A 20836-nucleotide genomic window follows, 5' to 3' on the forward strand; every position below is an offset into this window, starting at 1 on the left:
AAATTGATACTTATTTATCATATCAAATTTTGTCGAATATATCAACGATTATTGATAGACTTCTTCTTTTAAAATGCCAATATACGGCAATTGACGATATTTTTCATCGTAATCTAAACCATATCCAATGACAAACTCATCTGGGATGACAAAACCTTCATAGTCTACATAAACATCTACTTTACGACGATCTGGTTTATTCAACAAGGAACAAAGACGAACACTAGCCGCTTTGCGAGATTGCAAGTTTTCTAGTAAATAGGACAAGGTTGTACCAGTATCTACTATATCTTCTACTACAATCACATGTTTTCCTTCTACAGGACGATCTAAATCCTTTAAAATACGAACTACCCCACTACTTACAGTACTACTACCGTAACTAGAGCAAGAAATAAAATCCATTTTTACATCGCCTTCAATATGACGTGCTAAATCTGTAAAGAATACAATGGCCCCTTTTAATACACCTACAAGGACAATTTCTTTACCTTTATAATCTTCTGTAATTTGACGACCTAATTCCGCCACTCTTTTTTGAATTTGTTCTTCCGAAAGCAATAATTCTTTCACTTCTGGTATCATAGTAACTCCTTATTAGTTAGCTCTATTTCTTTTCTATGTCACTACATAGAACAACCTTAATTGTATCATATGACGTCAAAACTTGCACCTGACGGAAACGAAATTCTTTTCCCTTTGGACCTTTGACTAAAGAACATAAATCATCTATAACTGCCTGATTCAATTGTTCTGGTTTCACATAAAGGCTTAATACTCGTTTCCATAGTCGGCTCACTAAGGCATCATGCTCACCCATCAGCCCTCGTTTATCCAACACTATGCCATTTTCATCATGACTGACATAGTCCGATTCTAACCGTGTCACCTCTTGCTCAAAATAAGAGGTATCACATTGCGCCAATGCACCTAATCGATACAAGGCATTTACTGTTTGTGGATACCTTTCCGTACAGGTAGGTATCAGGACTTGTCGAATCCAATTCCTATCATAGGTCGTATCTTGGTTAGACGCATCTTCTCCATGAAAACACTGCAACCACTTAGCATAGTCTTGTAATACCTGTTTAGGTAAAGATATACAAGGCCTCCACAGATTTTCTGTGATAGTTTTCATTCCTTGTAAACCCTCTAGACCAGTTCCACGTAACAAGTGAGCTAAGATTGTTTCCCCTTGGTCATCTAAATGATGGGCCGTCACAATATATTCATATCCCTTATCTTCTGCAATATCTTGCAGATGAGTATACCTCAATTGACGCCCCATCATCTCAAAGGATATACCTTCCTCTTTGGCCTTATCACCGACATGTTCATGCACTGTATAGCAGGGCATTCCAAATTGTAAGGCATACCATTCTACTAACTCCACTTCTTCTAAAGCCTCTACTCTAAGTCCATGGTCCATAGTAAATACGCCTACATTCGTGAATCCCTCTATATAAAAATAATGTAATAAGGCTATAGAATCTACCCCACCGGAACAGGCTAACAATAGAGGGGTATCTTTTGTTATTGAGTCCCCCATCGCTGCTGTCACTGCCTGCCGAAACCGCAATACAGTAGCCCACATATCTCCATATAAGGCTTTCTCTCGACTACGATTCATAGGGATAGTAGATTGATACATACGGTGTCGATACATATGATACTGATCAATACAATTCTCTCCATAGTATCTATTCAACACGGTACGACTGTTATCTACTTGCTCAGCCAATTCTTCCATCGTCAGCAAGGGCACAACCATCTCCACATATTTGCGTGTTTCATTGGCCTTTTCCACTTCTATACTGGTGTGCAAATCTCCTTGACTTTCATAGGCATCTAACAAACTAGTCACCAAAGGCGCCCAAGAATAATAGGATTTATTTTGCACCATATTGCGCTTGCCACCCTTCTAATCCATCAGCTTCACTGACCACAATCGATCCAATTTGATAGGTATCCATAAGAGATGTAATAATCTCGGCCCCTGGCACAATAATATCTACACGCCCTGGTTGCAAACCTTTCACTTCCAACCGTTCTTCACGACTCATATACCGAAGCTGTAATATCATAGCTTCAATAGTACCGCGGTCCATACGATGTCCCTGTATTCGTCTAGGATCGTAACGTTCCATTTGCAAATCTATCGCCGCCAAGGATGTTGCAGTGCCACCAATACCAATAAACTCGCCAAACATTCCTTCAATGGGTAGTTCATCCCACATGCGCACAGTTTCTTCCCATACACGTTGTGGTCCCTCCCTAGATATATCTTGCATACGCACAGCACCAGCAGGATAGGATTTTGTAAAGTACACATGGTTCGCATCACCCAAGGCAATTTCCGTACTTCCTCCCCCTACATCAATAGTAGCATAGTGAAAGTCTGGATTTTCATAAACCGTGGCCCCTATAAATCCATAGGTAGCCTCTTCTTCACCACTTAGTACACGGTACTCCATAGGACACACTTGCTTGGCTTTCTCTAAGAAGTCCTTGCCATTTCCTGATTCTCGAATGGCACTCGTAGCAAGACCAATGCGGATAGTAGCCCCATAGTGAGTAAGTACCTCTTCTATTTCTTTGAGAGCCTGAACACCACGCTCCATAGCTTCCTCTGTTAATAGTCCATTACTATGACGTTTACCTAATCGTGTAGTCCATAATTGCTTCGGTTCATTCTGCCACTGCGAACCATCATAGGTCCCCAACAATACCCGAAACGAGTTAGAACCTAAGTCCACAATTCCAATCCGGCTGCCTTGTTCTACTATACATTGTTCCATTTCTATCGCTCAACTTTCTATCCTTAGTTATTTATAATCATATCTATAGTCTATCCATGGTATACACAAAAAAAGTGATACTCTTGTATCACTTTCCCTTATCGAACATAGGGAACTTCCCCTGGCTTAACTAAGCCTAGTTCTTCCCGTGCTACACCTTCGATATGTTTATCATCTTCTAATAACTTTTTTTGTTCTGATAAATCTTCATTTTCTTTCTTTAATTCTTGCAACTGCTGTTCAAGTTGATGTTTTTCTTGATGTAAACTATAGATTGTATATACTTGCTGCACTACTACTATGGCAAACAAGATAAACAAGGCTAAGCGAACTTTGTCTAATTTTCTATTTACTTTTCTCTTTGCCGATCCTTTCGGTTTTCCATTTACATTTGCCATACCTATCACTCCTGTATTGTATCTATAATTGTATTATAGCATATGTAGGCATTTCCGTGTACACTTCCTATAAAAGAGTGCGACTACTACGATGCCTCCATGATATACAATAAAAAGCGACCCCACTAGGAGGTCGCTTTTTATATGTGAATGTAAGGATTAACTATTCACCTTTGTAGTTCAATACTTTTTGAGTTACAGGTGTTGCATGTTTTTCGAAGTATTGAAGAGCTACTTCTGGGAACATAGCGTATGTTAATACGTCTTCTTCTGTTACGCCAGTAAAGCCTTTAGCTTCAAGATCAGCACGCATTTTTTCCATTTCTGGAGCTACGTCATCAGCTGGACGATGAGTGATAGGAGTTTCGTCGCCAATGATTAATTCTTTGATTTCTGGTTTTACAGCTGCTGGAAGTTGACCGTATTTACCACGAACTAGGTCTTTTACTTCAGCTGGTGTAGTGTTGTAACGAGGCAATCCTTGGGATTGGAACAACACGTTCATCATAGCCATTGTACCAACGATTTGAGATGTTGGAGTTACCAATGGAGGGAAACCAAGATCTTCACGAACGCGAGGCATTTCATCCATTACGTCGAAGAATTTGTCAGCCATACCCATTTCTTTCAATTGATTTTGAGTATTGGACAACATACCACCAGGAATTTGGTAATGACGAACTTCTGGCAATACTTCATGAGCTGGAGTCAAGCCGAATTCATCAGCGATTTCTTTACGAACACCACGGAAGTATGTAGCTAATTCACGCATTTTAGCAAGATCTAAACCAGTGTCGTATGGAGTGTTTTTGAAGATTTCAACGATAGATTCAGTAGCAGGTTGGCTAGTTGCATGGCCGAATGGGCTCAATGCAGTGTCGATGATATCAACACCAGCTTCAACTGCTTTTAAGTAAGTAGCAGATGCTAAACCGCAAGTGAAATGGCTATGTAAATCGATATCGAATTTTTCGCCAAATTCTTTGCGCAAATCTTTTACTAAGGATTCTGCATCGTATGGAGCTAATAAGCCGGACATATCTTTGATGCAAAGGGAATCAATACCCATTTCTTTCAATTCTTTAGCTACTTTTACGAAGCTTTCGTTAGTGTGTACAGGGCTGATTGTGTAAACCATAGTACCTTGTACATGAACGCCTGCTTTGTTACCAGCTTCGATAGCAGCACGCATGTTACGAGGATCGTTCAATGCGTCGAAAATACGGATGCGGTCCATACCGTTTTCTTTTGCTTTGCGAACGAATGCTTCTACTACATCATCAGCATAATGTTTGTAACCCAATAAGTTTTGGCCACGAAGTAACATTTGCAATGGTGTGTTTTTTAAGTTTGCTTTTAATGTACGAAGACGTTCCCATGGGTTTTCATCCAAGAAACGGATACAGCTATCAAATGTTGCACCACCCCAGCATTCCAAAGCATCATAACCAATTTCATCCAATTGTTGTAATGCTGGAAGCATATGGCTCATACGCATACGTGTAGCCAAGATAGATTGATGACCATCACGAAGAACTGTTTCTACTAATCTTACTCTTTTTGCACTCATAATCCTTCTCCTTCACATTGACCCTCCCCTATCAAGACTCTACCACCTGATAGAAAGGGAATTATTAAATACATGAGTAACAGTTATCTCATGTATAATGTACATAACTATATTAGACTACTAAACGCCATCTTTGTCAACCTAAATACATGCTTTTTAATCATATGAATTTTATCGATGTAGTTACATGCATAGCCACTATTTTAGAGGGGTTTCACCACTTTTGTTTCGATATTCATTGTCAACTGATGTATATCTATTTCACTTTTTTAGGCGCTGTTTCTAACACAATATGTTGACCATTTCGTTTTACCTGAATAGAAAAGTCTTTTACATCCTCTTTAAAATAATCCATTTTTATCGCTAGCAACAACTTGCCAATTTCTGTTTTTATCCGCTCTGTTAAAAACTCTTGATAAAAATCATCTTCCGTTTTATGTGACTTTACTTTGGCCCCTAGTTTGTTACCTGTACTGGCATTATCTTTCAATATAGCAGTCTCAAAGGTTTCTGTTTCCACAAACCCTTTCATCATGTCCGCATCACTTAATCCTTTTTGGATTTTAAATTTCGCCATTTTTTAGTTCCTTCTTTCCATATGTCCCACAATTTTGTTTCTATTATGACTAATTGTTATAGCTTTTTATGAAAGACAGTGAATTTTATTACTGAAAGTTACATGTATCGTATAATTCTTTATTGCTTTTTCTCAGAAGAACCGCTATCTTTAGCAGTCTCTTTATCCTTTAAGATAGAATCTACAGTAATTTCTGATAATTCTATTGGGTTATCATAGGTATAAACTTTATTAAAACCTACCCCTAGTTTACCTTCATAGGCCTCTAAGGCACGATTTTTATCATCCACTTTAACAATGTAAATCAATTGTCCTTGGGTAACACCGATTAAACGGAATTTTCCTGGAGGGTTGATGGCACGCCATCCACCTTCTGTACCATTGAACATAAATACATCTCCAGTACGTACATTATCATAGAAGAACCGATCTTCATTGTAGAACATGCCGATACGCCCAATATCAGACGCTTGCATATAGACACGACGCGTATCATAGTTTGCATCTGTACGATATACACGATATGCACCGTCTCCGACACGGACCTTCATGTAGACTACATTCGTTGCCGCAGAGTACGCCACATCTGTAATACGCGATCCATTAGGAACAGAATTAATAGTTGTATCAATTTCATGTTCTGGTGCTTCTGGGTCAATACGAGCTAACATCACATCATTATGACGGCCACCAAATAAACCAACAATGGCTAAATTACGATCTGACATCCATTCAAAATAAGATACTTCCCGTTCTTTTAAATCCAAAGTAACAGGAGCTTCTTTACCAGCCGTGTATATATCCACACGATTTTGTTCCACTACAGCCATATATTTATGGTCATGAGAGTAATAGCGAGTTCCCTCTTTCACATCTGGAAAGTTTTTATCTACTTCCTCGCCATTGATCACCTGAAAATTTGTAGTAGGCGCTAAGTATACTTGGTCTAAATACAGGTAGACACCACCTTGCAAAACTAAGCCTAGTAAAAAGGCTGTTGTTACTTTTCCAAAGGTATTCATAGACTCTCCTATTTCACGATAAATACAGTAGGAATCATGCGTTCACCTAACAAATCTGCAGGCTTGTTCACAGTTTTACCATTATAGAACAACGTGGTACTAGAACCACCATCCAGATTGGCAGCAATCACAGCCCCTTCTTGGTATAAAATATCTTGCACATCACGCAAAGTAGCTCCAGCAGAGTAGGCTTGACGTCCATCAATGACTAAGAATAGGACCGTCCCATCTTTCTTTTGAGCAATGGCTGTTCTAGGTCCAATGCCCCAGCCACCATCACCATCAGTAATCATCTTCTTACCATTTACGATAAGCGGTGGACCGAAAGTTAAACCTTCTTTGGCTCCCATCTCTTTCAATTCACGCTTGTTGTACGTACCAGCAATTAAGTTACCAGATTTCGTAAAGCCAATGAAATCTACATCTTCATCAGGTCCTACATCTTTACCTAATACATACTCTCCATCATGCAGGATAAATCCATACGGAGAACGCCCTGTTCCTGTCCCATTAGGGTCATGGAATCCACCCCCATTAATAGCCGCTACTGCCCCATTTAAACGAGCAATATTACTAGTCGTCTCGCCTTTTTCATTAAGATGAGGTGCTGTAGCTACCTGAACTCTTCGTGGATCTGGAATTTCTAATAAATATCCCGTATACCGATTAGACTCAATTTTACGCAAATTCAATGTAGTATCTTCTTTTACATCAAACTTAAATAATTCTTGGTTTTCACCAGTCCCAACTGTACCCACAATTTTTTGTATTTCTTCAGGCGTATAGAGCCACGTAATATAATGTGGATGTCGAGACCGTAAAATAGCGCCTACTACGGTGCGTTTAATGTTATCAAAAGGGCCAAACAACACCACGATAGGTGATGTAATAGCTGTAAATATAAACATGAGAAGGATAAATTTTACCCATCCTTTTCTAAAAAAAGAACCCATATAATATGCTCCTTTATCTATTCCTATCCTATACTGCAGATATACTGTTGTCGTAATACCAACAGGCCTAAGTAAATACGATAGGCTATGTGTAATGTCTGTTAAGACTCCAATACTCGTAACTCTTCTATTCGATCAGAAATAGATACTCCTTCATAGGAAAAGTGAGGATACACCTCTCGCAACGGTTCCAACACAAATTGGCGTTCCCAAAAATAGGGATGAGGTACCACTAAATTAGGTTCTTCTACACACACAACTTGACCTGCTTCAGTTTCTATCCACACAATATCTAAATCTAATGTCCTAGGTCCCCAATGGATCTCTCTCTGTCTACCCGCTAAACGCTCAATATGCCATATAGTTTCTAGCATGGTCAGAGGTTCTATGGTGGACTTTACTTTCAGAATCCCATTTAAAAATGGTCCTTGTTCCACTGGCCCCCATGGTGGCGTTTCTATCCAGTTCGAATGCTCTACACTAGTTACACCTTGTATACCTACTAGTTGATTCACCGCAAATGCTAAATATCCTTCTCGGTCACCTAGATTAGAACCGATACCAATATAATAGGTATACATTATAATTGCCCTCGTGTAATCACTACTTCTACATAATCTAGCACACCGGGGATCGGCGCTTCTGGCTTGCGCACTGTCACTGAAAGCCCTACAATCCCTTGATAGGTATTCCATAAATCATCTGCAATGAGTGTACCCACCCGTTCAATCAGTCGTTGTGACGGTCCTTCTACAATAGCTTTTGTCCGTTCGTATACATCTGCATAATTAATAGAATCTTCAATACTGTCAGATTGTCCAGGTTTCGTCAAATCTACACCAATAGAAATATCCACAAAGAATCGTTGACCTAATTCATTTTCGCTTGGTAGATTACCATGATACCCATAGAATGCCATGTTTCTCAAATTAATTCTGTCCATTACTCACCTCGTAATAGTACATCTGCTACGGTAATTGCCCTCTTATGCATTTCCACATTATGAACTCGCACCATATCTACACCTTGAATCATCCCTGTAATACAAGTAGCTACCGTTCCTTCATCTCGTTGATCCACGGGAATATCATTTAGTATGGTTCCGATGAAACGCTTACGGCTAGGCGCCAATAAAACAGGATATTCATACACTGTAATTTCTCCTAACCGTTGGATCACTTCCACATTTTGAGCATAATCTTTGCCAAAACCAATGCCTGGATCAAGCCAAATATTTTGTGGTTTTACTCCTTCTTTCAAAGCTAGATCCACCGAGGAGAAGAAAAATGCCTTCATATCATCGATAATGTCATCGTAATCAGTACTATTTTGGTTATGCATAATAATGACTGGCACATCATATTTTGCCGCTACCGCTGCCATGTCCTTATCATATTTTAAGCCCCATATATCATTCAATATATGAGCCCCCTGCGATAAGGCAAAATCAGCTGTTTCTGCTCGGTATGTATCCACAGATACAGGTACAGTGGAGCATTCTAGAACTGGCAACAGTACTTCTTTCATACGCTCTAATTCTTCTGCTACAGAGATTTGTGTATGCCCAGGACGCGTAGATTCTACGCCTACATCAAGAATATCTGCCCCTTGTTCTATCATTAGTTTTGCATGGGCTACGGCTGTGTCAGAAGTATTGTAACGACCTCCATCAGAAAAAGAGTCTGGAGTTCCATTCAAAATTCCCATAATTAATGTACGGTCTTTTAGCTCTAATTGTTTACCATCTTGCCAGTTGTACTTGCGGTACTTAAACATGATCGTTACCTCCTAATAACACCAATGCTTCCTCGCGTAATGTCCCCATGGGTTCTAATATACCTGTAGCCACTATTGTTTTTGCTACAGTTTCCTGTGCCACTTCACCTTTCATAAGCATGCATAAATGGGTGGCTTCTACCATTACCATGGCACCCAATACATCGCCATCTTCCACTAAAGATGTGGCAATGTCATGGGTCAATCGTTCTTGTAATTGTGGGCGCTTGGCATAGACATCCACTAATGCTTTCAATCGGCCCAAGCCAAATACTTTACCATCTCGTGGTTGATACACAATATGTACTTTGCCATAGAAAGGCATTAAATGATGTTCGCAAATCGAATAAAAGGGGATGTGATTCACTGATACAAGGCCAGTATGCTCCGTAGGATACACATCACCTAATGCCTCTTTTCCAGTGCTATGACACCCAGAAAACAAGCCTTCAAACAGCGTAGCTACACGTTTGGGCGTATCTGTCATGCCCTTTGTCTCTAAGTTGATATCAAGACCTTCTAATAATTGGCGCACACCCATTATAGCTTGTTCTTTCATAGTCATCTCCTAAATAATTTTCGTGGTCCAATCTTCGATAGTCCAAATATCCGTTACCCAAGATTCGTAAAACTCAGGCTCATGACAAACTAGGACTATGGTCCCTTTAAAAGCTTGTAATGCCCGTGCCAATTCTGCTTTTGCATCCACATCTAAATGGTTCGTCGGTTCGTCCAAGACAAGCACATTATAGGACTCTTGCATCAATTTACATAGGCGAACTTTTGCATTTTCCCCTCCAGATAAGACGCGCATTTGACTGGTAATATGCTCATTGGTAAGTCCACAACGAGCCAAAGCCGCACGCACCTCAGAATTAGTCAAGGACGGATAGGCATCCCAAATATAGTCTAAAGCCGTTTTAGAATTATCTCGACTGTCTTCTTGAGCGAAATATCCAATTTGTAAGAACTCACCTTTTTCTATCTTGCCAGATAGAGCTGGAATCATACCTAATAAGGTTTTTAATAAGGTTGTTTTACCTAACCCATTCACACCTTGGATGGCAATTTTTTTCCCTCGCTCAATGACTACTTCAACTGGTCGTGTCAAGGGCTCATCATAGCCCAAGACAAGATCCTTCGCATCCACAATAAAACGGCTTGGGGTGCGTCCCTCTTTAAATCCAAAAGATGGTTTTATCTTTTCTTGTGGTTTCTCCAAGATTTCCATTTTTTCTAACCGCTTTGCTCTCGAGTTTGCCATACCACGAGTCGCTACACGGGCTTTATTTCGCTGAATGAAATCCTTCATATCTGCCACTTCTTGCTGTTGTCGCTCATAGGCACGTAAGGCTTGTTGTTTTTTTACTTCGTAGGCAGCTAGGAATTGGTAATAGTCTCCTGTGTATCGTGTGAGCTGAGCTTGTTCAATATGGTAAATCACATTCACCACAGAATTTAAAAACTCCACATCATGAGAGATTAAGATAAAGGCATTTTCATAATTTTGTAAATAGTTTTGCAACCATTTAATATGGTCCACGTCTAAATAGTTTGTCGGTTCGTCCAACAACAGTATAGTAGGTTGTTCTAACAACAACTTTGTGAGCAACACTTTCGTCCGTTGACCACCACTGAGATCCATCACATCACGGTCTAGACCGATATCCATCAAGCCTAAACCCTGCGCAGTTCGTTCAATGGTAGCATCGATTTCATAGAATCCACGCTGCTCTAGCATCTCTTGCCACTCTCCAGTGAGCTCCATAAGCTCATTCATTCTGTCCTCAGAGCAATCGCCCATCTCTAAATAGGCATCTTGCAGTTGTTGTTCAATACCGTATAGAGAATCGAAAGCCCCTCGTAATACATCACGAATGGTCATCCCTTTCTCTAATACACTGTGCTGATCCAAATAACCCACCGTCACTTGATTGGACCATTCCACTTTTCCTTCATCAGGCATCAAGTGCCCTGTTATGATATTTAAAAATGTTGACTTTCCTTCTCCGTTGGCGCCGATCAGGCCTACGTGTTCGCCTTTCAGCAAACGGAAGGAGGCATCATCTAGTATTTGTCTTGCCCCAAATCCATGGGTTACATTGGTTACAGTTAAAACACTCATATTCATTCTCCAAACTAACGTTATGTATCCTTTTATTATACGTTAACATGACAATAATTTCTAGTTTTTAAACATCTGTCCTGTTATTTTTATATTTTCTGTGTATTTACGCATGACACTGTGAAAGTGTATACTAATAGTATTCTAATACTAACAAAAAGGAGTATATCCCATGAATCATGTACCTACTATCTTATCTATACAAGATATGAGCTCTGTAGGCCGTTGTTCACTAACTGTATTCATACCTTTAGTGAGCGCTTTACGGTGCCAACCTATCCCATTACCAACAGCGGTACTTTGCAATCATTTAGAATATCCTAATTTTGAAATGGTGGACATTACGGATCACCTTGAAAGTTTCTACAACTGTTGGAATAAAAATAATATCACTTTCGATGCCATCCAAAGTGGTTTTCTCGCATCACCTGAGCAAATTCGTCTTGTTGAAGATGCCATCGAACGATTCGGCAAAGATAAATTAGTTGTCGTAGATCCCGCTATGGCAGATGACGGCAAACTCTATTCCATCTACAACGAGGAAATGGTGAAAGAAATGCGTAAACTCATCACCAAAGCTTTCATCATCAAACCGAACTACACAGAGGCTTGCTTCCTCTTAGACATGCCCTATGACCCTACACCACAATCGGAAGAGGTTATCTATGATATGTGTCGCAGTTTACATGCGCAAGGCCCAGAATATGTGGTCTTATCTAGCTTACCATCTGAGGATTCCGCCCTCATCGCCGTCTATCGGGGTAGTACAGATACTATCACTTGGGTATCCAATCCATTAGTACAAGTGAAAGCACACGGAACGGGGGATACTTTCACAGCTATCTTGACGGCCCTCGTACTACGTGGCTATAGCCCCGAAGAGGCATCTCGCATTGCAGGCCAATTTACCACAGAGGCAGTACAGTTTACCCACGAGGAAATCGGTTCTCTTCGTGACGGCTTAGCTCTTGAATTACTATTAGATCGTTTAATTTCTATTCCAGACCCACAATAAGGAGGTTTTATGAACACTTACAAAACAAACAATGATATGACCCAAGCTACTAACACAGCAAAATCTCAGCATACAAAACCGACCACATCTACTAGCTCAAGATCCACAACAAAAGATATTATCTATATCGGATTATTATCCGCCTTGTGCATCGTGTTTACGACTATTAAAGTACCTTTACCAACAGGTGCCATGGTACATCTTGGTTCCGCTGCCCTATTCTCCATAGCATCCGTATTCGGCGGATTCTATGCAGGGCTCGCTGGCGCCATCGGGTCTGGCATTTTTGACCTCATCATGGGCCATTCCCAATACACCTTATTCTCCATCGTAATCAAAGGACTAGCGGGCGTGATTGTAGGTGTATTAACAGTAGGTTGGAGACCTTCCATTCCTGCTCGTTCCATATCTACCCCTCGCATCTTATTAGCTATGCTAGTAGGTGCTATTTGGACAGCTGCAGGGTATTTCGTAGCATGGTGGGTTGTACTGGATAGCTATATCGCTGCCGTCACAAGACTCCCTGCATCCTTCCTAACTAGTGGCATCGGCATCTTAGTAGCCTTGCTATTAATCTCGATCCTACGCCGTATCCCTCGTAAATAATTTGTCATACCATTGAAAGTATGGTATACTAGACACAACAAAAGAGAGCCAATAACGTGTCGAAGGCGTTAGGCTCATCTCGAAAATACTTGAGAACGAAAATTGCCTAACGTGTTGAGGTGGCTAGACCTCATTCGTTAGGCTTTTCACTTACATGTTTAAGTAAGTTAAAAATGCTATAACAAGCATAAGAAATTGTATCAATAAAGATAAATATTCAAATGGTGTCATAGTATCACCTCCTCCCATTATAGGAAGAGACGAGCCCAACACACGTTACTGACTCTCTTGTTTATAAGTATAGCATATTTTGTGCAAATTGTTTATATTTTTAAAAGTAAATCTCATGAGGAACGTCCTTATGTGTAGTAGCCTTGTGGCGTTCTTTACTATCCAAATAGCACTAATATATGAAGAGCAGTGCGTGTTCCTGAGCAAACATTATGAAATACCGTTTGCGAAGGAATATGCACTGCTCTTCCCTTTATATAATTCAGTTACAAACGCCACAGGCTACATAACTTAACCAGCGACGATCTTGGCCATGAACTTCTTATTATTAATAATAAACCGTTCATGTGTGCCACGGCCGATAACTTTTTCACCTTCTTTAGCGACTACCTCAAAGGTTACTTTTCTACCGTCCACTGCTACTACCGTTGCCATTGCAGTTATAGTTGCACCTAATGGGCTAGCTGCTTCATGGCTTGTTTCTATGCGAATCCCCACGGATCCTTCACCGTCTCCTAAATCACCTTGAATCCCTGTATAGGCTGCTTTCTCCATCAATGCCACCATCGCAGGTGTGGCAAATACAGGTAACGTACCACTCCCCATATACTCCGCTGTATTATTAGCTTCCACTACCACCGTAGCCATACCAACTTGTCCAATCTCGATTGCCATAGAAACTCCTTTCTAATATTAACAGTAATACAGACTATCATTTGATTTCATTCTAGCACTTTTGAGGGATTTTTTCTATTTTATTTCCCTAAAACATTTTACACTAACTCATAATATTTTCTTCTTAACTACATACATGTATAGATTTTAATCATTTATTACTTTCAAGCTCAAATTTCTTGACTTTTTCCTTCTCTATGTTTACAATGTAAACATAGAAGTGAGGTGATTATCGTGGCTGTTATATCTGTACGTTTTAATGAAGCAGAAGATAAAATTGTTCGTCAATATATTGAAAGTAAAGGAGAAAACATCTCTCAATATATCAAAACTATGTTATTAGAGCGAATTGAAGATGAATACGACATTTCTATCGTCAATGAATATTTACAAGAAAAAGATTCTATGGAGTTCCTAACATTTGAGGAGGCTACTAAAGAATGGGATATCAAGTAATTATTCCAGTTAAGTTACATAAGAAAATAAAAAAAATGGATTCTTCTACTCAAAAATTATTATACTCATATATTAAAAGAAATCTTTGTGGTACAGAAGATCCTCGTATACATGGGAAGCCTTTAAAAGCAAATCTTAAAGGCTTTTGGAGATATCGTATACTTAATTATCGATTAATAGTAGAAATTAAAGATGACACATTAGTTATCATTGCCGTTGATTTCGATCATAGAAATAAAATTTACACATAAGCAAAGTGGGTACCACGTCTTTCGACGTTGGTACCCACTTTTTGGTATGCATAATTTAGTACTAACTATTGATATTTAGTTTTATGCCATCCCCATGCGTTGCATAAGCATTTTAATTTGTGCTTTCATTTCTGCATTTTCTGCATCTTTTCTAGCATTTTCTGCTTTTAATGCAGAAATTTCATCTTGCATTACATATACAGAGGAGATTGGACCACCTTTGTAACGTTCTGGGATATTGTCATCATCACCAGTACCGAAGCGATATGTGGCACCGATGTTTGCCATGCTCTTACCAGATCCCATTGTAATTCCTGCATTGAACATAAAGTTTTCATTTGCATAGTGTGCAATACCTAATGCTAATGCTTGGTTTCCATCATAAGAGCCGATACCTGCCATGATTTGAGATTTTCTCAATGGATCGTAGCTTAATGGATTCATGGCTGCTAATGCTGCAGAATGTGCACCAACTTCGCCTACACGTTGGGAAGTTTTTTCTAAAGCAGCGCCAAGTTTATTTGTCACTTCTTTGACTTGACCAACAGTAACTGCATCTGTATCTGCAACACCTGGAGCAACATTGGTAATACGATTACCACCATTGTTTAATCCGTCTTTTGTTAAGCTTACAGATTTCGTAGGGTCACCTGTACTTGGAGCAATGCTAAGACCTGCACCATCCATTTTTACAGAACTATCTACTACAGGGTTTCCATCTTTATCTTTTACAACATTACCGTCTTTATCTTTTTTGTAGTTGTTGTAATCAGAACCATTCAAGCCAGTGATTTTACCGTCTTTGATTTCTACTTTAGATACTGTACCATCCGCATTTTTACTTAGTATGGACAATCCTTTATCAGTAATAGTGGTAGTATTAACTCCTGCTTTTGTCGGAACACCGTTTGCATCTGCTGGAGCACCAAATGTACCCATGTTAGCTGTTACACTACCTTTTTCGGCATTCAATTCTACTTTAGTATCACCGTCTTTTTTACCTAAAGTAATCGTTCCTTCAGGTCCATTTACTTCAATAGCTTTTGCATCTTTGCCTGTTGTAATAGTTCCTTTAGTACCGTCCATTTTTACAGCTTCAGGAGAATCTTTATCACCCAAAGTAAGTGTATTGGCATTTACATCTTTTGCTGTTACTGTTTTAGCTGTTACGCTACCGTCTTTACCATTGATACCTACTTTGTTTTCACCTGTACCTGCTGTGATAAGCGCTTTTGTACCATCCACAGAAACTGCATTAGCACCTGTACCTGCTGTAATTGTGCCTTTATCGCCATCTAAGGATACGGCTTTATCATCTTTACCTGCAGTAACTTTATTAAAAGCACCATCTTTTGCTTTTACAGTTTTAGCTGTTACGCTACCATCTTTACCGTTGATACCTACTTGGTTTTCACCTGTACCGGCTTTAATAGTGGCATCTGTACCATTGATAGCAACAGCATTTGCACCTTTACCAGCTGTAATAGTACCTTTATCGCCATCTAAAGATACGGCTTTATCACCTTTACCTGCAGTTACTTTGTTTGCTTGTACACTACCGTCTTTGCCATCAAGTTTAACTTGTTTGCCGTTTGCACCGTCACCAGCTGTAATAGTGCCATCAGCACCATTCATTTTAACTTCTTTGTCACCTTTACCAGTAGATACAGTTCCTTTAGGTCCATCTAATTTAACTTGCGTATCACCAGTGCCTACAGTCACATTACCATCTTTACCATCTAGCTTAACTTCCTTGTCGCCTGTTCCAGCTGTAACACTACCGTCTTTACCGTCGATTTTAACAGCTGTTTTACCATTTGGATCACCAGCCACAATAGTTCCTTCGTGTCCATCAAGTTCTACGCCTGGATCATTAGAATGATCTCCATCAGGATCATTTGCATCATGTTTACCAAGTGTAACTTTTTCACTCAATGTTGCATGGAATGTTTTAACTCCATTTTCCATTGTAGAAGTCACAGTAATGTTTTTATCACCTTTAACATCGACGCCTTCGCCAGCTAATTCTTTGATTTTGTTTTTACCGGCCTCAGAAAGTCCTTCCATATTTTTCAATTTGTCAACATCAGCCGCTGCTCCAGCTGCAGTATGGTTTAAGCGATCATTGAGAAGCGTTAACGCATCGCCTACATTATTTTTTGGAGCAGGTTGACCATCTTTATCTGTCAAGTTGTATGTAGGAGCTGTGATTGTTCCATCTTCACCTACTGTAGCACCGCCACCAAGAGCTTCTGCTAATCCACTAGCCGCTTTGTGCAATTGGTTACCAGTCACAGCATCTTTGGAGCCAGCAGCAATTTTACCATCTTTTAAGTTAGATAATGTAGTTGGACCACCTTTACCATCTGGATTCACGACGCTAGCTTTTAGGTTATCTCCTTCTACAGCTTTAGCTGCACCTACTTTATTACCATCTTCACCTACGTCTTTAGCTAAGTAGTATTTACCATCATTAGCTTTTACTAAACGTTTACCATCAGCATCAGTGTATACAACTGACCCAGCTTCACCATTACGTAAAGCATTCACTTTATCTGTCAAGGATTTACCATTCAAGCCATCTTGACCAGTTAATCCTTTATCAGCTGCCGTAGCATCTGGATCATCTGCTGCTTTACCCGTAGCAGCTTTACCATCACGTCCATCAGCAGCTGTGTCCCCTAATTTAGAAATGTTAGCTAACTCTTTTTTTACTTTATCAGATAAACCAACTGTAATGGTATCGCCTTTAGCTTCCGTTGTAATCTCATCAGTGGCACCTTTTACTTTTAAAGTTTTCTCTTTTAAGTTCAAGGATAATTTAGTAGCACTATTATTATCATCGTCAGCTGCATCTGTGCCTTTATCATCGATTGTTGTATCGCCAGCGAAGGACAATGTTGTATTAGCACCTAAGTCAGTTTTTAAGGCCTCCAATTTGCCTGCCATAGAATCATTTGTTACTACGTTATCAGTAATATTTTTTTCAATATCCGCAATTTTTTTATCAGCAGCAGCGATTTTTTCACCTTGTGCCGTCACTTTTCCATCGATACCATCCACTTTAGTGGTTAATCCGGCGAGATCCTCTTTTGCTTTATTAGCAGTTCCTTCTACTGTATCTACTTTAGTTTTAAGATCTCCCAAGCCATTTTTATTCTCTTCCACACCAGCTTTTAGTTTAGTAATATCACCTTCAGCTGCAGTGACTTTACCGGCTACTTCATCTAATTTTGCTTTAGAGGCAACGCCTTTAATCGTAACATTTTCATCAGCAATTTCAGTATTTTCACCATTTGCTTTTTTCAATGTCACAGTACCGTCATTATCTACTTCATATTCGCCTTTTACCACGTGTAATTCAGCAGATTTATCAAGTTTGCCTTCTTTTAAATCATTGACACCCGTATTAGCAGCTGCTTTTGCTTCATCTACAGCCTTTTTAAGAGCTGCCGCATTTTCAGCTTTTTCTGTTTTTAAACGTTCATTTAATTCAGTTTCATCAACTTTATTACCTAAGGCAGTTACCATTTTATCAAGTGCTGCACCATCTACTTTGCCAGATAATACATCTTTCAAGTCATTAATGGCTTTTAAGTCAGCCTTTTTAGCCATTTCTTCTCTGAAAGTATCATCACTTACTTTCGTAGCTAATTCAGCGTTGACTTCACCAATTTTTGTATCTAAATCAGCTTTACTTGCTTTTTTATCTACTTCTGTTTTTAAATGTTCTAAAGCAGTTTTACTTGCAATACCAGTGATTGTTACAGCTTCTTCTGTTTTGACAGTACCGGTTCCATCTACTTTATCTAATGTAACACTACCGTCACTATTTACCGCATAGGAACCCTTTTTAACATGTAACTCAGCGGATTTATCTAGTTTATTGTTTGTTAAATTAGTAACATCTGCTGCATTTGCTTTTTTATTTAATTCTGTAGTTAGATCATCTTTATTTACTTTTTTATCTAATGCTTCTTTTACTTTGCCTGCCGTAACAAGCTTATTCGCATCACCACTAGCAGTCACGTCATTAGCCAAGTTAGGTGTTACAGTTACTTTACCATCTGCACCAGTCGTTACAGAAATTGCATCCCCATTACTACTTGTAATAGAGTTTACTTCACTCTTAGATGCAATCGTTACAGCATTGCCATTCGCTGTTAAAGTAATATTTTTACCAGCTACTAATTTTACTTTATGAGCTTCTTCATCACCTTCAGTTGTTGTAGGCACTAAATCTGTAGTGCTTGTTCCATTTACTACACTTACTGTACTTACTGTGTTATTGCGTAATGCTTTTAATTGTTTTACGTTGACTGCATCAGTATCATTAGTACCACTTGCTACACTGATAATACGACGAGTGATACTGCTTCCATTACCTACAGAAACAACGCCATGATCAGTGTTATTTACAGCATCTTTTGTTAAGTAACCAGTAGTAGCTGTGCCATCCGCTTCAGTAGTAGTAGATCCTTCACCTAATGCGACAGAGTTCGCTAAAGCTGCTTTCGCTTTTGTACCAATACCGATAGCATTTTCCGCTTCTGCATGAGCCGATGTACCAATGGCCACGGCACTCACTCCAGAAGCCAATACTTTGCCTACATCACTATTACCATTATTATCATTACTAGAACCAATTGCTACAGCATTTTTTGCTGATACACGTGTAAAGTAACCAACTGCTGTACCATATTGAGCATTTGCATCCACACTATTTCGTGCACCAACAGCAACTGCTTGGTTGGCATAATTGTCAGACTTATAACCAATATTTGTAGCACCGGCTTGACGTACATTGATATCAAAACCAATACCGACTGCTTTATTAGTTTCTACGTTTACATTAGTACCAATAGCTGTGGCACCATGTTCTTTTGCAAATGTAGATAAACCAATGGATACAGCTCCAGTACCTGTTGCTTTAGCACTAGAACCAATGGCTATGGCATTACCACTATTAGCTACTGTTTTAGATCCAATCGCAATAGATTGCGTTCCAGACGCCGTTGGTGCTTCTGCTGCATCAGCACCAGCACTACCGATAGCAATGGATTGCACACCGCTAGCAGATGCATTTTTACCTGCTGCCACTGCACCTGTTGCGGAAGCACTAGCCCCATTACCAGCTGCTAATGCACTATCTTCTGTAGCTTCACTGGATTTACCAACTGCTGTAGCATTAGCGACTGTAGCTTTCGATTGATCACCCACTGCTACTGTGCTATCTGCTGTGGCTTGCGCTTGGTTACCATAGGCAACTGCTGCTGTTCCAGTGGCGTTGGATTGGTTACCAATACTAATAGCCGTGTCCTTCGTAGCATTCACTTTGTTACCAATCGCAATAGCAGACAAAGCTGTCGTCACCGCTTCATTACCGATGGCCACGCCTCTTTCACCTGTGACAGCACGACTTAAACGACCAATGGCGATAGAACTTTGCATACCTGCTTCTGCACGAGTACCGATGGCAACACTATCACTACCTAAAGCTTGTACTTTCCCAAAATTGGCGCCAGAACCAATAGCTACTGCATTTTCTGCACTGGCAGTGATTCCATTCCCCATTGCTACAGAAAATCGCTTCGTAACAGTGATATTTTTACCAACACCTACAGAGCTATCTCCGCCTACTTCAACCTTAGTACCTAATGCTATTTCTGCACCATCTTTTACGGTCCCTTCAGGAATTGCCGCTTGTACATTTGTCACTTGTGCACTCACTGCCAAGGCTGCTAATACACTAGCTACAGCGATTTTCTTTTTACCTGTAGTGTTTTTTGCTACTTCTGAAACTACGATGTAGCACTGCTTAGACTTACTCCAAATAACTTTGAATAACTTGTTCATTGTGATAATCCTCCCTTTTTCTGGTCATCAAACCTTGAACTATATATATATTTATATTTGTTAAATATAAACTGCCTCATTTATCGATGTAACTTATACATCACTACATAGTCAATAACATATCACTTTTACATGTTTCAATCTTAAATTTTATTATAAAGAAATACATTATCTACTTCTTATTATACATATCTTTACTAAAAGTACTAGTATAATTTTGATTATTTTATTCACTTTTTGTAATATTCAAAACTTTTTTTATCACTCCAAGTCTATATTATGCCATACTGCACACTTCGTTAAATCTTTAAATGCAATTACAAAAGCATTGAGTTTCAACGCTTTTAAAATCCTATTATGTTTTATACTTTTAATTATATACATTTTATCGGTTTTTTTCAATATTGCATATTTCATCATTTTACAAAAAATCACTATCAACTACTGTAGTCTATTTCTAACATGTAAAATGGACACCACGTCTTTCGACGTGATGTCCATTCTTTTATAGAGCGACAAGCTATCTC

The 20836-nt window shown here is 39.3% G+C and carries 20 protein-coding genes; 4 read left to right on the top strand and 16 right to left on the bottom strand.

The annotated features are described in order from the left end of the window. Positions 1–48: 48 nt before the first annotated feature. The 13 genes from hpt to EO113_RS03645 all read right to left on the bottom strand — a co-directional run bounded on the left by hpt (position 49) and on the right by EO113_RS03645 (position 11219). Complete coding sequence (gene hpt / locus EO113_RS03585) at positions 49–585, bottom strand: hypoxanthine phosphoribosyltransferase (protein WP_009353069.1); 537 nt, start codon at positions 583–585, stop codon at positions 49–51. A 22-nt stretch (positions 586–607) separates the two neighbouring features. Next, a complete protein-coding gene (gene tilS, locus EO113_RS03590; protein WP_127135574.1) occupies positions 608–1903 on the bottom strand; it encodes a tRNA lysidine(34) synthetase TilS in 1296 nt (431 codons plus the stop codon). Beyond that, positions 1890–2798, bottom strand: a complete 909-nt coding sequence (locus tag EO113_RS03595; RefSeq protein ID WP_127135575.1) for a phosphatase — start codon at positions 2796–2798, stop codon at positions 1890–1892. The genes tilS and EO113_RS03595 overlap by 14 nt, the downstream gene beginning before the upstream one ends. Positions 2799–2896: 98 nt before the next feature. Continuing rightward, positions 2897–3196 (bottom strand): septum formation initiator family protein, encoded by a 300-nt coding sequence (locus EO113_RS03600; protein WP_126940729.1) that lies wholly within the window; start codon positions 3194–3196, stop codon positions 2897–2899. Between the two features lie 163 nt (positions 3197–3359). Beyond that, entirely contained in the window at positions 3360–4766 is a 1407-nt protein-coding gene (locus tag EO113_RS03605) for a pyruvate carboxylase subunit B (protein ID WP_009353080.1), read from the bottom strand. A 256-nt stretch (positions 4767–5022) separates the two neighbouring features. Beyond that, positions 5023–5343, bottom strand: coding sequence for a hypothetical protein (locus EO113_RS03610; protein ID WP_009353121.1), 321 nt, complete (start codon positions 5341–5343; stop codon positions 5023–5025). Positions 5344–5462: 119 nt separating this feature from the next. Next, a complete protein-coding gene (locus EO113_RS03615) occupies positions 5463–6365 on the bottom strand; it encodes a hypothetical protein (RefSeq protein WP_127135576.1) in 903 nt (300 codons plus the stop codon). An 8-nt stretch (positions 6366–6373) separates the two neighbouring features. Continuing rightward, entirely contained in the window at positions 6374–7273 is a 900-nt protein-coding gene (locus EO113_RS03620) for a phosphodiester glycosidase family protein (RefSeq protein ID WP_009353110.1), read from the bottom strand. Positions 7274–7419: 146 nt separating this feature from the next. Further along, positions 7420–7899 carry a 2-amino-4-hydroxy-6-hydroxymethyldihydropteridine diphosphokinase gene (gene folK, locus EO113_RS03625; RefSeq protein ID WP_127135577.1) on the bottom strand — a complete coding sequence of 160 codons (480 nt, stop codon included), beginning with the start codon at positions 7897–7899 and terminating at the stop codon, positions 7420–7422. Then, positions 7899–8261: a dihydroneopterin aldolase gene (gene folB / locus EO113_RS03630; protein ID WP_009353117.1), complete on the bottom strand. Its 363-nt coding sequence runs from the start codon at positions 8259–8261 to the stop codon at positions 7899–7901. Before folB ends, folK begins: the two co-directional genes overlap by 1 nt. Then, a complete protein-coding gene (gene folP / locus EO113_RS03635; protein ID WP_062401365.1) occupies positions 8261–9094 on the bottom strand; it encodes a dihydropteroate synthase in 834 nt (277 codons plus the stop codon). The genes folB and folP overlap by 1 nt, the downstream gene beginning before the upstream one ends. After that, positions 9087–9653, bottom strand: a complete 567-nt coding sequence (gene folE / locus EO113_RS03640; RefSeq protein ID WP_127062020.1) for a GTP cyclohydrolase I — start codon at positions 9651–9653, stop codon at positions 9087–9089. Before folE ends, folP begins: the two co-directional genes overlap by 8 nt. Before the next feature lie 9 nt (positions 9654–9662). Then, positions 9663–11219 (bottom strand): ABC-F family ATP-binding cassette domain-containing protein, encoded by a 1557-nt coding sequence (locus tag EO113_RS03645; protein WP_062401361.1) that lies wholly within the window; start codon positions 11217–11219, stop codon positions 9663–9665. Between the two features lie 172 nt (positions 11220–11391). Here EO113_RS03645 and EO113_RS03650 point away from each other — a divergent pair, with 172 nt between their 5' ends. Both EO113_RS03650 and EO113_RS03655 read left to right on the top strand, forming a co-directional pair. Next, positions 11392–12234: a pyridoxamine kinase gene (locus tag EO113_RS03650; protein WP_127062016.1), complete on the top strand. Its 843-nt coding sequence runs from the start codon at positions 11392–11394 to the stop codon at positions 12232–12234. A 9-nt stretch (positions 12235–12243) separates the two neighbouring features. Then, a complete protein-coding gene (locus EO113_RS03655; RefSeq protein WP_127135578.1) occupies positions 12244–12840 on the top strand; it encodes an ECF transporter S component in 597 nt (198 codons plus the stop codon). A gap of 150 nt (positions 12841–12990) precedes the next feature. Here the strand turns inward: EO113_RS03655 and EO113_RS08305 are convergent, their stop codons facing one another. After that, positions 12991–13089 (bottom strand): putative holin-like toxin, encoded by a 99-nt coding sequence (locus EO113_RS08305; RefSeq protein ID WP_370106508.1) that lies wholly within the window; start codon positions 13087–13089, stop codon positions 12991–12993. 273 nt (positions 13090–13362) lie between these two features. Then, positions 13363–13746: a thioesterase family protein gene (locus EO113_RS03660; RefSeq protein ID WP_127135579.1), complete on the bottom strand. Its 384-nt coding sequence runs from the start codon at positions 13744–13746 to the stop codon at positions 13363–13365. A 234-nt stretch (positions 13747–13980) separates the two neighbouring features. On the opposite strand from EO113_RS03660, the gene relB reads away from it, so the two are divergent. Beyond that, the gene (gene relB, locus EO113_RS03665; RefSeq protein WP_127135580.1) at positions 13981–14202 is read left to right on the top strand and encodes a type II toxin-antitoxin system RelB family antitoxin; all 222 of its coding nucleotides are present in this window, start codon (positions 13981–13983) and stop codon (positions 14200–14202) included. After that, on the top strand, positions 14187–14453 hold the full coding sequence (locus EO113_RS03670; protein WP_127135581.1) for a type II toxin-antitoxin system RelE/ParE family toxin: 267 nt from the start codon (positions 14187–14189) through the stop codon (positions 14451–14453). Before relB ends, EO113_RS03670 begins: the two co-directional genes overlap by 16 nt. 81 nt (positions 14454–14534) lie before the next feature. Here EO113_RS03670 and EO113_RS03675 read toward each other — a convergent pair whose 3' ends face one another. Beyond that, positions 14535–20309, bottom strand: a complete 5775-nt coding sequence (locus EO113_RS03675) for a YadA-like family protein (protein WP_127135582.1) — start codon at positions 20307–20309, stop codon at positions 14535–14537. Between the last annotated feature and the right edge of the window lie 527 nt (positions 20310–20836).

The organism is Veillonella sp. 3913, assembly GCF_003992235.1.
Classification (GTDB): Bacteria; Bacillota; Negativicutes; order Veillonellales; family Veillonellaceae; genus F0422.

Excerpts from the sequence above, each read along its gene's own strand:
- hpt (WP_009353069.1), bottom strand. The coding sequence starts at position 585 with ATGATACCAGAAGTGAAAGAATTATTGCTTTCGGAAGAACAAATTCAA.
- tilS (WP_127135574.1), bottom strand. The coding sequence starts at position 1,903 with ATGGTGCAAAATAAATCCTATTATTCTTGGGCGCCTTTGGTGACTAGT.
- EO113_RS03595 (WP_127135575.1), bottom strand. The coding sequence starts at position 2,798 with ATGGAACAATGTATAGTAGAACAAGGCAGCCGGATTGGAATTGTGGAC.
- EO113_RS03600 (WP_126940729.1), bottom strand. The coding sequence starts at position 3,196 with ATGGCAAATGTAAATGGAAAACCGAAAGGATCGGCAAAGAGAAAAGTA.
- EO113_RS03605 (WP_009353080.1), bottom strand. The coding sequence starts at position 4,766 with ATGAGTGCAAAAAGAGTAAGATTAGTAGAAACAGTTCTTCGTGATGGT.
- EO113_RS03610 (WP_009353121.1), bottom strand. The coding sequence starts at position 5,343 with ATGGCGAAATTTAAAATCCAAAAAGGATTAAGTGATGCGGACATGATG.
- EO113_RS03615 (WP_127135576.1), bottom strand. The coding sequence starts at position 6,365 with ATGAATACCTTTGGAAAAGTAACAACAGCCTTTTTACTAGGCTTAGTT.
- EO113_RS03620 (WP_009353110.1), bottom strand. The coding sequence starts at position 7,273 with ATGTTTATATTTACAGCTATTACATCACCTATCGTGGTGTTGTTTGGC.
- folK (WP_127135577.1), bottom strand. The coding sequence starts at position 7,899 with ATGTATACCTATTATATTGGTATCGGTTCTAATCTAGGTGACCGAGAA.
- folB (WP_009353117.1), bottom strand. The coding sequence starts at position 8,261 with ATGGACAGAATTAATTTGAGAAACATGGCATTCTATGGGTATCATGGT.
- folP (WP_062401365.1), bottom strand. The coding sequence starts at position 9,094 with ATGTTTAAGTACCGCAAGTACAACTGGCAAGATGGTAAACAATTAGAG.
- folE (WP_127062020.1), bottom strand. The coding sequence starts at position 9,653 with ATGAAAGAACAAGCTATAATGGGTGTGCGCCAATTATTAGAAGGTCTT.
- EO113_RS03645 (WP_062401361.1), bottom strand. The coding sequence starts at position 11,219 with ATGAGTGTTTTAACTGTAACCAATGTAACCCATGGATTTGGGGCAAGA.
- EO113_RS03650 (WP_127062016.1), top strand. The coding sequence starts at position 11,392 with ATGAATCATGTACCTACTATCTTATCTATACAAGATATGAGCTCTGTA.
- EO113_RS03655 (WP_127135578.1), top strand. The coding sequence starts at position 12,244 with ATGAACACTTACAAAACAAACAATGATATGACCCAAGCTACTAACACA.
- EO113_RS08305 (WP_370106508.1), bottom strand. The coding sequence starts at position 13,089 with ATGGGAGGAGGTGATACTATGACACCATTTGAATATTTATCTTTATTG.
- EO113_RS03660 (WP_127135579.1), bottom strand. The coding sequence starts at position 13,746 with ATGGCAATCGAGATTGGACAAGTTGGTATGGCTACGGTGGTAGTGGAA.
- EO113_RS03670 (WP_127135581.1), top strand. The coding sequence starts at position 14,187 with ATGGGATATCAAGTAATTATTCCAGTTAAGTTACATAAGAAAATAAAA.
- EO113_RS03675 (WP_127135582.1), bottom strand. The coding sequence starts at position 20,309 with ATGAACAAGTTATTCAAAGTTATTTGGAGTAAGTCTAAGCAGTGCTAC.